17 protein-coding genes are annotated in these 12,600 nt (G+C 35.8%); 11 read left to right on the forward strand and 6 right to left on the reverse strand.

Annotated features, from left to right (window positions below; all coding sequences use genetic code 11):
• Positions 1–72: 72 nt before the first annotated feature.
• The 5 genes from ACVWNY_RS14130 (at position 73) to ACVWNY_RS14150 (ending at position 3,750) form a co-directional block, all read left to right on the forward strand.
• The gene (locus ACVWNY_RS14130) at positions 73–864 is read left to right on the forward strand and encodes a MerR family transcriptional regulator (RefSeq protein WP_454072208.1); all 792 of its coding nucleotides are present in this window, start codon (positions 73–75) and stop codon (positions 862–864) included.
• Positions 865–1,167: 303 nt separating this feature from the next.
• Positions 1,168–1,356, forward strand: coding sequence for a hypothetical protein (locus tag ACVWNY_RS14135; RefSeq protein ID WP_461211742.1), 189 nt, complete (start codon positions 1,168–1,170; stop codon positions 1,354–1,356).
• 278 nt (positions 1,357–1,634) lie between these two features.
• The gene (locus ACVWNY_RS14140; RefSeq protein ID WP_454072210.1) at positions 1,635–2,345 is read left to right on the forward strand and encodes a hypothetical protein; all 711 of its coding nucleotides are present in this window, start codon (positions 1,635–1,637) and stop codon (positions 2,343–2,345) included.
• A 155-nt stretch (positions 2,346–2,500) separates the two neighbouring features.
• Entirely contained in the window at positions 2,501–3,436 is a 936-nt protein-coding gene (locus ACVWNY_RS14145; protein ID WP_454072211.1) for a Rossmann-fold NAD(P)-binding domain-containing protein, read from the forward strand.
• A 68-nt stretch (positions 3,437–3,504) separates the two neighbouring features.
• A complete protein-coding gene (locus tag ACVWNY_RS14150) occupies positions 3,505–3,750 on the forward strand; it encodes a DUF3781 domain-containing protein (protein WP_454072212.1) in 246 nt (81 codons plus the stop codon).
• 60 nt (positions 3,751–3,810) lie between these two features.
• Here the strand turns inward: ACVWNY_RS14150 and ACVWNY_RS14155 are convergent, their stop codons facing one another.
• From ACVWNY_RS14155 to ACVWNY_RS14165, 3 genes are read right to left on the reverse strand one after another with little or no spacing between them, the layout of a single operon-like run.
• Complete coding sequence (locus ACVWNY_RS14155) at positions 3,811–4,452, reverse strand: lactate utilization protein (RefSeq protein WP_454072213.1); 642 nt, start codon at positions 4,450–4,452, stop codon at positions 3,811–3,813.
• Between the two features lie 54 nt (positions 4,453–4,506).
• Positions 4,507–5,358, reverse strand: a complete 852-nt coding sequence (locus tag ACVWNY_RS14160; RefSeq protein ID WP_454072214.1) for a GRP family sugar transporter — start codon at positions 5,356–5,358, stop codon at positions 4,507–4,509.
• A gap of 12 nt (positions 5,359–5,370) precedes the next feature.
• Positions 5,371–6,156 carry a glucose-1-dehydrogenase gene (locus tag ACVWNY_RS14165; protein WP_454072215.1) on the reverse strand — a complete coding sequence of 262 codons (786 nt, stop codon included), beginning with the start codon at positions 6,154–6,156 and terminating at the stop codon, positions 5,371–5,373.
• Between the two features lie 268 nt (positions 6,157–6,424).
• Here ACVWNY_RS14165 and ACVWNY_RS14170 point away from each other — a divergent pair, with 268 nt between their 5' ends.
• Both ACVWNY_RS14170 and ACVWNY_RS14175 read left to right on the forward strand, forming a co-directional pair.
• A complete protein-coding gene (locus tag ACVWNY_RS14170) occupies positions 6,425–6,973 on the forward strand; it encodes a VanZ family protein (RefSeq protein WP_218327217.1) in 549 nt (182 codons plus the stop codon).
• A 63-nt stretch (positions 6,974–7,036) separates the two neighbouring features.
• On the forward strand, positions 7,037–7,336 hold the full coding sequence (locus tag ACVWNY_RS14175) for a hypothetical protein (RefSeq protein WP_461211743.1): 300 nt from the start codon (positions 7,037–7,039) through the stop codon (positions 7,334–7,336).
• A 43-nt stretch (positions 7,337–7,379) separates the two neighbouring features.
• On the opposite strand, the gene ACVWNY_RS14180 is transcribed toward ACVWNY_RS14175, so the two are convergent.
• Positions 7,380–8,216 (reverse strand): HAD family hydrolase, encoded by an 837-nt coding sequence (locus ACVWNY_RS14180; RefSeq protein WP_454072217.1) that lies wholly within the window; start codon positions 8,214–8,216, stop codon positions 7,380–7,382.
• Between the two features lie 144 nt (positions 8,217–8,360).
• On the opposite strand from ACVWNY_RS14180, the gene ACVWNY_RS14185 reads away from it, so the two are divergent.
• On the forward strand, positions 8,361–8,789 hold the full coding sequence (locus tag ACVWNY_RS14185) for a hypothetical protein (RefSeq protein ID WP_438721124.1): 429 nt from the start codon (positions 8,361–8,363) through the stop codon (positions 8,787–8,789).
• Between the two features lie 32 nt (positions 8,790–8,821).
• Here the strand turns inward: ACVWNY_RS14185 and ACVWNY_RS14190 are convergent, their stop codons facing one another.
• A complete protein-coding gene (locus ACVWNY_RS14190) occupies positions 8,822–9,451 on the reverse strand; it encodes a FadR/GntR family transcriptional regulator (protein ID WP_218327221.1) in 630 nt (209 codons plus the stop codon).
• 164 nt (positions 9,452–9,615) lie between these two features.
• Between ACVWNY_RS14190 and ACVWNY_RS14195 the strand changes: the two genes are divergently transcribed.
• Genes ACVWNY_RS14195 through ACVWNY_RS14205 form a run of 3 tightly spaced genes read left to right on the forward strand, consistent with a single transcriptional unit; the run spans position 9,616 to position 11,626 of the window.
• On the forward strand, positions 9,616–10,278 hold the full coding sequence (locus ACVWNY_RS14195; protein WP_454072218.1) for a type 1 glutamine amidotransferase: 663 nt from the start codon (positions 9,616–9,618) through the stop codon (positions 10,276–10,278).
• 10 nt (positions 10,279–10,288) lie between these two features.
• Positions 10,289–11,440: an MFS transporter gene (locus ACVWNY_RS14200; protein WP_218327223.1), complete on the forward strand. Its 1,152-nt coding sequence runs from the start codon at positions 10,289–10,291 to the stop codon at positions 11,438–11,440.
• 42 nt (positions 11,441–11,482) lie between these two features.
• Positions 11,483–11,626: a hypothetical protein gene (locus tag ACVWNY_RS14205; protein ID WP_218327224.1), complete on the forward strand. Its 144-nt coding sequence runs from the start codon at positions 11,483–11,485 to the stop codon at positions 11,624–11,626.
• A 41-nt stretch (positions 11,627–11,667) separates the two neighbouring features.
• Here the strand turns inward: ACVWNY_RS14205 and ACVWNY_RS14210 are convergent, their stop codons facing one another.
• A complete protein-coding gene (locus ACVWNY_RS14210) occupies positions 11,668–12,489 on the reverse strand; it encodes a DNA-formamidopyrimidine glycosylase family protein (protein WP_218327225.1) in 822 nt (273 codons plus the stop codon).
• Positions 12,490–12,600: the final 111 nt, after the last annotated feature.

Below are 12,600 nucleotides of genomic sequence, written 5' to 3' on the forward strand. Positions count from 1 at the left end.
TTTATTGTTCCGCTGAAATATGCTACCATTAGTTATAAACTATCCCTTCAAGGGAAGGTCAAGGAGATTATGATGGTTGATAAGAAATTTCTCACAATCGGTAAACTATCCGAAGCTTCCGGGGTTCACGTCAAAGCTTTGCGCTATTATGATCGGATTGGTGTTTTGCCGCCAGCTTATGTAAATCCAGAAAATGGCTACCGCTATTATTCCGAATCTCATATTTATTTAGTAGAAATGATTCGTTTGTGTGCTGAATTGAGTATTCCTTTAAAAAAATTAAAAGACTTTATGACAGCTGACGGAGAAATTGTCGATGTCGAGCAAATTATTGATGAAGGTATTCGCATGGTCGAAACCAAAATTGAACTATATCAAAAGCATCGACTTTTTTTAGCGGATTTAAAAAATGAAATGCAGCGTGGCGAAACGCTGAAAAAAGGTCTGCAGGAATTAACCTTGACCCTGGAAGCAACCGATTATTGGCTGGAGCCTTTTGATGGGGCGCTTGGCTCGGAGGAATTTCACCGGGGTCTAACAAAATTAATTAAGAAAGTATTTTCATTGGGCTTAGATGTCATTTATGAAATGGGGACACTATATTTGTTTCGTGAAGGTGCCTACCAATCTTATTTATTTCTGACTTTGACTCCAAATGAAAAAAACGCCCAGCATCCAGAAGTGTTGCAACTACCTAAAACGACTTATCTAACAAAATTAACGAACCATGCTAAAATCGACGAGGCAGTTAAGGACTACCCTGCTCTTACCGAAAATGAGCCGCCAATTTTTTTCGAATTAGATATTTTAACAGGAAAAAGCGGATTAGGTGCTAACCTATTTGAATTAAGAAAATCCCTTTAAGTTATCGCGAATCAGCGATAGCTTTTTTTAATCTTTTCTTTATAAGTTCCTCTTCTATTCATCTTTTATCACTACCAAAAAATAATTTAATCACTTCGAATAACGAAACCCTTTCATTTTTTAAAGACTAAAAAAAATAGAATCAATGTTCGAAAATGAAAATACCGTCGATGTTACCGACAAGATTGCCTTATTCGCTGCACCAAATGCTGAGACTGTTAAAAAAGTCAGCGAAGAGGATGCCGCTTTGAAATAGATCCTGCTGATGATTTTGTGAAAACATCCGTTAAGATGAAAAACGTCATGTATGAAATCACGATTGAGAATACTTCTTCTGGCGATTTTGAAACACTATTTTCTTCTGGCGTCTGGGCTGTAACCGATATGGAAGAAAAAAGTTTTGACCATACTGCTTCAGAAGCCCTTTCTACTTTAGCAACTTCTGAAAAGAGAGCCGATCTTTACCACATGGTTGAAAAAGATATGGAATAGCCTCCTAAAACACAAGTGTCTATACTCCCAATCTGTGCTGTTTGTATTTTATTGAAAGATTCTTTACCCTTTCTTTATAACTGATATTCCATGGCAAATTTACTCAGCTAATTCATTTTTTATGGCAAAATTCGCACGATTCAGTCGAACAAATTAATAAAAACAAAACAATGACTATTGTTATTTTAATTGTGAAATTCAATTAATTGCCTAAACCATTTTTTCGGCATAAACTACAAAACGAATTGAAATATAAAAATTATCTAGGAGATGTTATTATGTTTAAAAAAGTATTAATCGGCGGTATTACATTAGCTGGGATGACTGTTTTACTTGCGGCTTGTGGCACAAACGATTCAAACTCTGGCTCGAGTGCAAGCAGTTCAGACAAAACCAGTCAATCAGCAAAATCTAGTTCTGAAAAATCTGATAAAGAAAAATATGGTCAAATCATTGGTAAAGATACTAGCGAAGACAAATCAGCGAAAGAAATCACTAAACCTGGTGATTCAGTAAGCTTTGAAGTTCCTGCATCAAGCAATGAAGAATATTTACACTTTGCCTTCATGCACGCAGCATCAGGTGCTATGGGTTGGTATTTTGCCCCAGCAGCGGAAAGTGGCGTAGCATTATCTAAATCAATGTTTGAAGACGATAAAACAGTTGATATCACGGACCAAATCGCTTTATTTGAAGCACCAAATCAAACTACTTCAATGGCAGTCACTGAAGACAACGGCTCATTAAAATATGGTGAAGCTAGTGACTTCATGAAAGCAACTGTTACTAAAGAAGATAATATGTACAAAATAACTATCGAAAACACTTCATCTGGCGATTTTGAAACACCATTCTCTTCAGGCGTATGGTCAGTTTCAGATTCTAAAGATAAAGCTTTTGATCACACTGCTTCACAAGAACTTTCAACTTTAGCAACTTCTGGTAAACGGGCAGACCTTTACAACGAAGTTAAAAATGAAATGAAATAAATTTATGAATAAAAAAAGCAATCGCTAAAATAATTTTTAGCGGTTGTTTTTTTTATTGAATTTAAACGGGTAATAAAGTAGTCCAGGCATGTTACACTTAATTTGAGACGACTTTGCTGGTTCCTATGTTTTTTAAACAGAAAAGAGGAAATAAAATGAAATTAGGTTTGATAAAATCAGATTTTCCCAATGAACGCCGTTTGCCTCTCCTACCAAAAGATATTCATAAATTTGAAAACGTTATCTTTATTGAATCAGGTTTTGGCAGTGATTTAGATATTGATGATGCAGCCTATCGGAATGCTGGTTGTACAATTTTGTCTCGACCAGAGATTTTTGCAGAATGCGATGCTATTTTTTCTTTAAAGATTATTCAACCGACTGATTATAAGTTGATTCGACCTAACCAAATTATTATCGGCTGGACCCATCCATTAGGTTCTGGCAAAGATTTTATGAAAACCCAGGCCATTCCGAAAAATTTATATGTTTTGGATTTAGACAATCGCCGACCGACGATGTTCTATCAAGGAAAATCTTATCCTAGTAAAATCATTCCCAGAAATTATATTTACCAAAATAGTTTTTATGCTGGCTATGCCGGCACCCTTCATGCCCTTTTGAATTATGGACTGCTACCTGATAATGACAATTCTGTTGCGATACTAGGTGCTGGCAATACAGCCCAAGGTGCATTTCATGCAGTTTCAAAAATGACCCCAACGGTGCGAATGTTTACTCGCAGAACCATGCCAGAATTTAAAGAACATTTACCAGAGTATTCGATTGTCATTAATGGGATTGAAGTTGGCGATGAGGCTGAGCCAATCATGACTTTAGCTGAACAGGCACAATTGAAAAAAGGTAGTTTGATTATTGACATTGCTGCCGATGCAGGTAACGCGATTGAAGGCAATCACTTTACTACAGTTGACCAACCGATATATCAGGAAAATGGACTTTATTATTATACCTTGCCTAATACACCAATTTTTGCCTATCGTAATATCAGCAAAGTTTTAAGTAAACAATTTAGCCACTATATTTTTAAAGAAGATCTTACTCGATTGATTGACGAAATAAACGAATAATGATGTATCATTAATGGCAATTACTATTTTTATACTATAAATTAGGCGTCTTAACAGAAAGGATACTTATGAAAACAAAAATTCTCTCCTCTCTTTGTTACACTGAATTGGTTTATCAACGAATCAATAAAAAGCTACAATTGCAGTTAACACCTCCTGAAATCGAAACTTTCATCTATCAAACAATTGCCAAACCAGATAGTATTATCGAGAAAAAAGGTAAAAATTTTTATATATCAAATCCGGCTTTGAAAGTCAGAGTGACAGTGAACTCACATAATTATCGGGTGATTACCGCAGATAAATTATTGTAGACTGCCCATCCTTCAATAGAGTATCAAAGCAAAAAAAAGAAAGCATCGCTGCTTACTTTTTTAAAGTCCAACTTCTTCTAAAATTAAATAAATAGTGATTCTACCCTTTTGCCATGAACGTCTAGTCACAGCAATCGTATTGCAAATGCATTCTTCTTGCAGACAGTCTCCGCAAATGCCTTTTTTAGCACAAGGCGTATTTTTCAAATCCCAACGATGGGCATTCATCGGCGAAGTTTGTCCTCTTACCATTTTAATCGTCGTTTCCAAATCGCCATAAAGTTTATTGATACCGACAAAAGCCAATACTTTATCTGGACCATAAGTAATGGCCGCCACGCGGTTGCCGACATTATCGACATTCACTAATTGACCATCTTCAGAGATACCATTGATACTGGTCAAAAAAACATCCGCCGTTAGCGCTTGTTTCATTATTTGATGCCGTTCAGTTAAATCCTTAGCTTTTTCACGATCAATCATTGTTTGTCCCCGTTGATAAAGTGCATCAAAAATACCTGATTGGACTAATGTTTGCGATCCACCAAAAGCAACAGTTTTATTTAATGGAATCATCTCTAAGGCTTTTTCTTTGGCCTCAGCTAATGTCTGACAAATTTCCACATCAAAATTTCTACGGGACAACTTCTTACTTAAATTTTCAGCAGCAACTTGGTAAAAATGAATTTTATATGGCTCCATTGATCTCGCTCCTTTTTAACTTTATTGTCCGTTAAAAATAAGCCTTTGACAAGCCTAAATAAAGCCCGTGATAATACTACCTACCACAATCAAAACTAGACCCGCAATAGTGAAACGAAATTCTCGCGGCGATTTTTTCTCCCTCAATATCAACATACCGCCTAAAGTTGCGACAATCACATTTAATTGTGTGAACACAAAAGCCGTCGCTACACCATTTTCTTGGGCAGAAAAGATATAAATTAAAGCTGAAATGGCAAAAACAATACCGACAATCGTCGTCAGCCAACTTTTTTTCTCAGTAATCACTTGACGGTCATGAGTCAGCACATAAATCAATGCCCCTAAAAAGACCCCCAACATTTGTGGAAAGAAAATTGATAAACCAGAAGCGTCTACCATTTTAGGTAACGCACTGTAGACCCAGTAACCGATACTAGTTGGTAACAATACCATGATGCCTTTAATGACTTGACTGTTACCGGATTTATTATCATTAATCGAAGTTAAATAAGCACCAATAATTAACAAAATCAGTGCACCGACACCAATTAATTTATTGGTTGTTCCTGGCCATTCACCAAATGCTAAAACACCAATCACGGAAGTTCCGATTAGTTGAAAACCTGTCGTAATCGGCATCGTTTCAGATACGCCCATAATTTCAAAAGAACGATATTGTCCCGTTTGACCGATGACCCAAAAAGCGCCTGAGGCTAAACTAATCAAGAAAACTGGCCAAGAAATACTACTAGTTGAAAAAGCAAAATGAACTACCAACCCAACAATTAAAGAACCAATCCCTGTTCCTAAAATTTGATTGGTTCGTTCTCCGCCAATTTTCCCAATTAAGATTGGCATAATTCCCCAACCTAATGCAGGAAGTAACGCGATAAAAATTCCCATCATTATTTCCTCCTAACCTTTACCATCTTGGAAAGCCGGATATAAAGTCATGCCGCCATCTACAAATAAAGTAATGCCTGTCACATAACTTGATTCAGCTGACGCCAACCAAGCGGCTGCCGCGGCAACTTCTTCTGGCTCTCCGATTTTTTTCATTGGAACCATCGCAGTTGTCGCTGCTAGTTGTTTAGGATCAGCGAATTTTTCCGCATTAATCGGCGTATTGATTGCTCCTGGTCCGATATTATTCACTCGAATATTTTTTTCAGCATATTCCATGGCAATTGTTTCGGTAAATAATTTTACGCCACCTTTTGATGCCGCATAGTGGGCAAATGTTGGCCAAGGAATTTGTTGATGAACAGATGACATATTGATGATGTTGCCTTTTTTATTTTTTTCAACGAAGTAAGCTAAGGCTGTTTTCGCTCCTAAAAAGACCCCTGTCAAATTCACATTGATGACTTTGTTCCAATCTTCCAACGATAGTTCATGAGTTTCTTGACTGTTTTCCATGCCGGCATTATTGACCCATAAATCTAAATCGCCAAATTTTTCGATAGCTTGGTTCAATAATAATTGGTTCCCTTCTTCCGTTTCTACATCTGCTTGAACGGCAATCCCGTCCCCACCATTTTCTTTAATGATAGTAACGGTTTCTTGGGCACCTGTTTCATCTGAATGGTAATTAACCACGACATTCATTTTTTCTTTGCCGAAGCGTTCTGCAATCGCTGTTCCGATTCCTTTAGATGCTCCTGTAATCACGGCGACTTTATTTTCTAAATCTTGGTACATAATCATTTCCACCTTTTTTGAAAATTTCATTTTATTTCCAAATAAGTGTACCGCCTTTCACTTCTATTAGGAAAATAGAAGGTTTCATCATTTTTTTCTTAAATAGACAGTTTTTGATTGGTCTTAAACAAATCCTAGAGAAATTATTCTTTTCCTAAACATCTTCACAGCTTCTTCCTAATTATTCTGATAAAGGTCTCAGAATATTTCCGGTTACTAAAGATTCCTCACCTATACTGAGTTTAGTTAGAAAACAGGAGGTGAAATCATGGATGTTGCTATTTATATGGGCGTCTGGGGTACTTATTTAATTCTTGAAAGAAAACGAATCAATCTCCACTATTTTATTTGGAGCCTGTTGCTTATTTTTTATTTGATTGCAGCCATCGGTTATTTAGTCGGATTTCCAGATTTGACAGAATGGACCGAAATGTGGAAAATCAATCAGTCAATCTTTCACCCGAATTTTAATTTGATCCCGTTTCAAAAGATCATTGATGGTTCCACTCTACTGAATATTTTATTTTTTATACCATTAGGTGTTGCTTTACCAGTTATGTGGCCACAATTCAAACGTCTTCCTAATACTTTGCTATATGGTTTCCTTTTTTCATTAACGATTGAGATAAGTCAGATGTTTACTTTCAGCCGAATTACTGATGTCAATGACTTGATGATGAATACCCTAGGAACATTAATTGGTTGGTTAATTGTACATTATTTATTCCATTGGCAAGCTTATGCTGATGGTCAACGAATGAATCGAGACTATATTATTTATCCAGCTATTGTCATGTTTTGTTGTTTCTTAATTTAGTTGGAAATTAAGCTTGAATAGTTTTTTATAAATATACTTTGAATGATAGAAAGGATGATTATTATGATGGAACAAAGAAAATCACTTTATTTTATTGAAGAAACAGAAAGAATCGAAGGCGCTTATGTGGAGATTAACACTCTTTATGTGATAGATAATGAATCAAAAGCCAAAGAAATTTATCAAAAATTATTGACTCAAGAGAAGAAATTTCTCGGTTTACTCTTAAGTGAATACGTTGTTGAAGCCGACGATCATTTTTTTAATCGTATTTTAAAAGCTTGGCGTGATTTGCCGGCAGAATTTTATCGCCGTATGAAAGTCATTACTTATCAGGCCGTTTTAGAGTATCAACCGATTTAAAAATAAAAAATGCCCAATCTGACAATTCAGATTGGGCATTTATTTATGCTAATTGTAGTTTCTCAAAAGCCTGTGCAACACCATGTTCATCATTTGAAACTGTCAAATGACTAGCTTTTGCTAAAATTGTTGGATGACTATTAGCCATGGCAAAGCTCATATCAGCAGCTTCGATCATTTCTAAATCATTCAAGCTATCACCAATTGCGACCGTCATAGGATTATGAAATTGATAATGTTGCGTAATTTTTGTAAAGGCCAAGGCTTTTGAAACGTCCCCAGCAATAATTTCAATATTGTCCTCTGCTGATTCTGTTGCATTGATGCCTTCAATTTGATTCAATTTTTCCATCGCGTCTTGTTTTAAAGAAATACTTGGTAAATAAACGAAAAATTTATAAACTTTCATTTGTTTATTTTGGTAAATTTCATTAATACTTTCAAAAATGGTTCCTTTGCTAGTATTTTCATATTTCAATAAGTATTTTAAGCTGTTTTCAGGGAAATCAGCTGCATTCTCCTGATACAATTCGGTTGCCTTTTTTACATAATCAGCGCATTCATACTTTTTCTCATTGGTATAAACTTTTAGCGGAAAATCAGCAATCACTTGATGAATCGCTTGTACGTCTGCTTGCGAAATTTCGCGATCGTACAATAGTTCTCCTTTATCATAAGCAACGGCTCCATTTAAAGCCACCATCGGCATCTCTAAATTAACGGTTTGCAATAATCTTTGAATATCACCTAGTTCTCTTCCCGAACAAATAAACGGAAATACATCTTCTGACACTTGGCTAATCGCGGCAGCATTTTCCTGACTAATCTTTTGTGACGAGTTCAACAACGTTCCATCTAAATCAATTCCAACAATTTTCAAGCAAATTTCTCCTTTGTTTTCATAATTGTTACCCATAGTGTAGCATAAATCCACGAAAATTAAATGTAAATTGACTGATATCAGCCTTTAGTCGGAAGATTTCTCGATTTAGTCTGTTATACTTTTACAAAGGAGGCTAACAAAATGAAAAAGAATATGTTATTAGGGCTATTTTTTACCGTTGGTTTATTTCTGACAGGCTGTTCGGCAACAATCGTCAATGAGACAGTCGATTCAGATACGCAAAAAAATCTTGCTATTGCTACTAAACAAGACACTGGTGTGGGGAATTTTCAATTGTTGACAGATACCATTACAACTGAAGATAATCAGCTGACTTTTCGTAGCCAAGACATTGATGAGCAAAAAACAACTTATGTTTATGTCGCCAATCACCAAGTCTTTTCGCAAAAAATTAAGAATAATAAAATTTATGCTTTAGATATTGAAGGCTTAAAAGAAGCTCATCAAATCAACTATTCACCTAAAGTCCAATTTGTACAGTACAAAGAAGACAAAGAAAATGACGATATCAGTATGTTTAAACAAGCTCGTTACAAAGTGAAAGAATAAAAAATCGCGACCTACTTCAAGGTCGCGATTTTTTAATTTGCCTGACTAATTTCAATCAACGCTGCTCGTGCTTTTTCCGGATTTTTTTCGATAATTCCTTCATATACTTGATTATGCAAAACAATCGTATCCTGAAAAGCATCAATTTTTAAGATTTGACTACTTAATAACGTGATCAAATCTGGATATATTTCGTTATACCATTTAAGTAAAAAAGGATTCCCTGACAATTCCACCATTTGCAAATGAAAAGCCAAATCACTCAAAATATATTTTGAGAACTCCCCTTCCTCTAAATGTTTATTCCGTTCAAATAATTTTTCCTTCAAAATAATCAACCGTTCAGCCGGTAAATCTGCGGCTGCTGCTAATTCGGCGGCTTGAATCTCTAACATGGTTTTCACTGTCATTAAATTTTCATCCGTATATTCAGTCGTTAACTGGCGGCTTTTTACATAAGTTCCTGAACCTTGTTTGACTTCCAGCACACCAGAATAAACTAAGATCTTGACCGCTTCCCGCAAAGTAGAACGACCGACTTTTAACATTTCAACGAGTTGGGGTTCAGTGGGCATCTTTGCTCCAATAGCTAAATCATTTTCTGCGATATAATTCAATAAAGCTTCAATCGTTTCGTTCACAAGATTTCTTTGATTTTTCATGGCGGCCTCCAATATTCATCAGATGTTTTCTATTTACATTTAGTTATAATACAAAATTCAGTAAAATACAACTAAATTATCGTGATTTCCCCCTTGACTTCCTCGAAAATAAATCATATGATGTTTTTAAATTCATCAGATGAATTAATCGGAGGAAATTATTAATGCGGATAAATGTTCTACAACACACCCCAAATGAAGGACCCGGATCAATCCAATCTTGGTCACAAAAACATCATCATCAAATGTTTGTTTATCATCCCTATCAATATAATATATTGCCAAGTGCTGCAGAAACCGATCTTTTAATTATTTTAGGCGGCCCCATGAGTCCCAACGATTCCACTGAATGGATTTTGCGAGAGCGAGAATTAATTGCTCAGCTATTAGAAAATGAAACTCCAATTTTTGGGGCTTGTTTCGGTGCTCAGCAAATTGCTAAAACCTTGGGATATCAAATTACTAAAGGGCCCAAAGAAGTTGGTTTTGCTCCAGTCTATTTAAAATCTAAAACGATTCCTCATTTACCAGCAGAATTGTTGGCCCTTCATTGGCATGAAGAAACTTTTGAAATTCCAGCAGGTGCTGATTTACTTTTTTCCAGTGACTTATTGGAAAATCAAGGTTTTGTTATGAATCATCGTGTGATTGGTTTACAATTTCACTTTGAACCACAGGCAGATGATTTAAGAGAGATTGTCATCAATGACGGCAACTATACGAAAGATAATCTTTTAAACCAAACAGCAGAAGATATTTTGAAAACTCCTGTTCCGATTGAAAATAAAGCAGTGATGTTTCAATTATTAGATTATATTACAGAGTGAGGCGAAGATTTTGAATTATAAAAAATATACTTATTTATTAGCTACCGGACACTTATTTGCAGACTTTACTCAAGGAGCGGTAGCGGCGCTTTTACCTTTTTTAATCGCGGAACATCATTATGCTTATGCAGTAGCAGCTGGTTTGATTTTTGCTATGAATTTAGTTTCTTCGATTATTCAGCCATTGTTTGGTTTTTTATCGGATAAATACCGGACGACCTGGATTTTGCCGGTTGCTGTTTTATTGGTGGGCATCGGTTTTAGTTTATTAGGGATTGCGAATTCCTATAATGCCTTAATTTTTTGGGTGACTATTTGTGGAATCGGGATTGCCGCTTATCATCCTGATGCAGCAAAATTAACAAACACTCTTTCCTTAACTAAAAAAGGACAAGGCATGAGTATTTTTACTTTTGGAGGAAATATTGGTTTTGCCATTGGTCCAATTACAGCGACAGCTTTAGTCAATCTTTGGGGCATTCGCGGTGTTTTAGTAGTATTAATTCCAACAGCAATTTTAACTCTTATCTTCACCTTAACTTTACCGAAATTAAATCGTATTGCCGAAGAATTTACTTTTTCAGGAAGTGTTAGTACAGAACCAAAAGAAAAAGATGATTGGAAAATGTTTGGTGTTTTGACAGTTGTTTTGATTGGGCGTTCGATTGCTTTTTATGGCTTAAATACTTTTCTAGCTTTATACTGGGTCAACACTTTACAACAAAGTACTTCTAGCGGTAGTTTTGCATTGAGTTTGATGTTCATTGTCGGCGCGACTGGCACATTAATCGGTGGACGCTTGGCTGATTATTACGGGCATAAAAAAATTATTGTCTGGAGTTTTTTAGCAGTTCCTCTACTACTGTTTGCTTTAGGCATGACTAGAAATGTCGCGCTGGCCTTTATTTTAGTTGTTCCCATCGGTTTATTACTATTTATTCCTTACAGTTCCATGGTCATTCTAGGACAAAAATACTTGCCAAATAAAATGGGCCTAGCTTCCGGTGTAACCTTAGGACTAGCTGTCAGTGTCGGTGGGATCACTTCACCAATACTTGGAAAAATTGCTGATGTTTCCAGTTTATCAATGGTTATTTTTGTCTTAGCAGCAGTGATGATCCCAGCAGTTATTTGTTCCTTCCTATTAAAAGATAAAAAATAATTTCAACAACTCATTGATTTGAGTTGTTTTTTTGGGTGACACATGAATAAACAATCATATATTTTAGAGGATACAAATGAAAATAAAGTTTTACTGGAAAACACAAAAAGCCAGCGCCAGTTTAAAAATGCTCATGGACTTTCTTGGTTACTTTCACTTAATCAACAAAGTTTCTTTTTGATGTAAAAAAAACCACTTTAGCAGATTTCTGACTAAAGTGGTTTTAATTATTTTTGACAGCCTTCACAATAGTAAACAGTTCCACCTAAAAAGCTGACTTTTTGAATCTCGTTACCACAACGGGGACACGGATTTTTCCAAGTTTTGCTGGAAAGAATTGTTTGGTAGCCACCAGGTTGTCCATAAAAATCTTTTTCCATATTCCGACCTCCCTGTGTCACCATTTTTGCCAAAACCGTTTTCATACTTTGATACAATTCAGTGATATCTTCAGGAGATAATGTATTCAGCTTCCGCTTAGGTAATAACTTTGCCGTAAAAAAGATATCATGGAGACTGCCATTGCCAAGTCCTGGAATCCGTTGTTCAGTTCCCATGAAACCTTTTAAACTAATAGTTAGCTTGGTTTCAGCTACTAATTTTTGAAAGTATGCCTGATTGAAATCTTCACTCAGTGGACTGGGTTTTTCTACCGCCACTTGAAAATATTCGTTTCCTGGCAGTGCCTCATTTTGCAACATCATAGCGCCATACATACTAACTGAGCAAGCTAAAATATAACCATCAGAAAAAGTGAGGGAAAATTGATACTTTTTCGGTAATTTTTCTCCTGCTGATAGCCAATAAAAATTCAAGCCTTCACTAAAAGACAAACGACAATCTGCTAATTCCAATAAAACATAATTGCCAACACTGGAAACTTGTTCAACCTTCTTACCCACAAGCCACAAATCATAAGTCTCTTCTTCTGTCGAAAAAAAAGCAAAACGATGGGGCGAGTTACCAAAGGATACCTGACTAATGGTTTTGCCCACTAGTTCTTTTTTCATTTGTTGCGACAAAACTTGTGCTTCTGCGATTTCAATCATTGCTTCACTTCCTTTTTCCTTTAATCATACCATCTTTATAAAACACAAAAAACCCGCGAATGATCTTCTCACCCCTTTAAACTTTTTAGGATGAAAAATCCTCATTCACGA

Source organism: Enterococcus sp. JNUCC 77, assembly GCF_054819945.1.

Coding starts and splice junctions, on each gene's coding strand:
- ACVWNY_RS14140 (WP_454072210.1), top strand. CDS start 1,635: ATGTTTAAAAAAGTATTAATCGGCGGTATTACATTAGCTGGGATGACT.
- ACVWNY_RS14165 (WP_454072215.1), bottom strand. CDS start 6,156: ATGTACCAAGATTTAGAAAATAAAGTCGCCGTGATTACAGGAGCATCT.
- ACVWNY_RS14160 (WP_454072214.1), bottom strand. CDS start 5,358: ATGGGAATTTTTATCGCGTTACTTCCTGCATTAGGTTGGGGAATTATG.
- ACVWNY_RS14145 (WP_454072211.1), top strand. CDS start 2,501: ATGAAATTAGGTTTGATAAAATCAGATTTTCCCAATGAACGCCGTTTG.
- ACVWNY_RS14130 (WP_454072208.1), top strand. CDS start 73: ATGGTTGATAAGAAATTTCTCACAATCGGTAAACTATCCGAAGCTTCC.
- ACVWNY_RS14175 (WP_461211743.1), top strand. CDS start 7,037: ATGATGGAACAAAGAAAATCACTTTATTTTATTGAAGAAACAGAAAGA.
- ACVWNY_RS14185 (WP_438721124.1), top strand. CDS start 8,361: ATGAAAAAGAATATGTTATTAGGGCTATTTTTTACCGTTGGTTTATTT.
- ACVWNY_RS14190 (WP_218327221.1), bottom strand. CDS start 9,451: ATGAAAAATCAAAGAAATCTTGTGAACGAAACGATTGAAGCTTTATTG.
- ACVWNY_RS14155 (WP_454072213.1), bottom strand. CDS start 4,452: ATGGAGCCATATAAAATTCATTTTTACCAAGTTGCTGCTGAAAATTTA.
- ACVWNY_RS14195 (WP_454072218.1), top strand. CDS start 9,616: ATGCGGATAAATGTTCTACAACACACCCCAAATGAAGGACCCGGATCA.
- ACVWNY_RS14205 (WP_218327224.1), top strand. CDS start 11,483: ATGAATAAACAATCATATATTTTAGAGGATACAAATGAAAATAAAGTT.
- ACVWNY_RS14170 (WP_218327217.1), top strand. CDS start 6,425: ATGGATGTTGCTATTTATATGGGCGTCTGGGGTACTTATTTAATTCTT.
- ACVWNY_RS14135 (WP_461211742.1), top strand. CDS start 1,168: ATGTATGAAATCACGATTGAGAATACTTCTTCTGGCGATTTTGAAACA.
- ACVWNY_RS14210 (WP_218327225.1), bottom strand. CDS start 12,489: ATGATTGAAATCGCAGAAGCACAAGTTTTGTCGCAACAAATGAAAAAA.
- ACVWNY_RS14150 (WP_454072212.1), top strand. CDS start 3,505: ATGAAAACAAAAATTCTCTCCTCTCTTTGTTACACTGAATTGGTTTAT.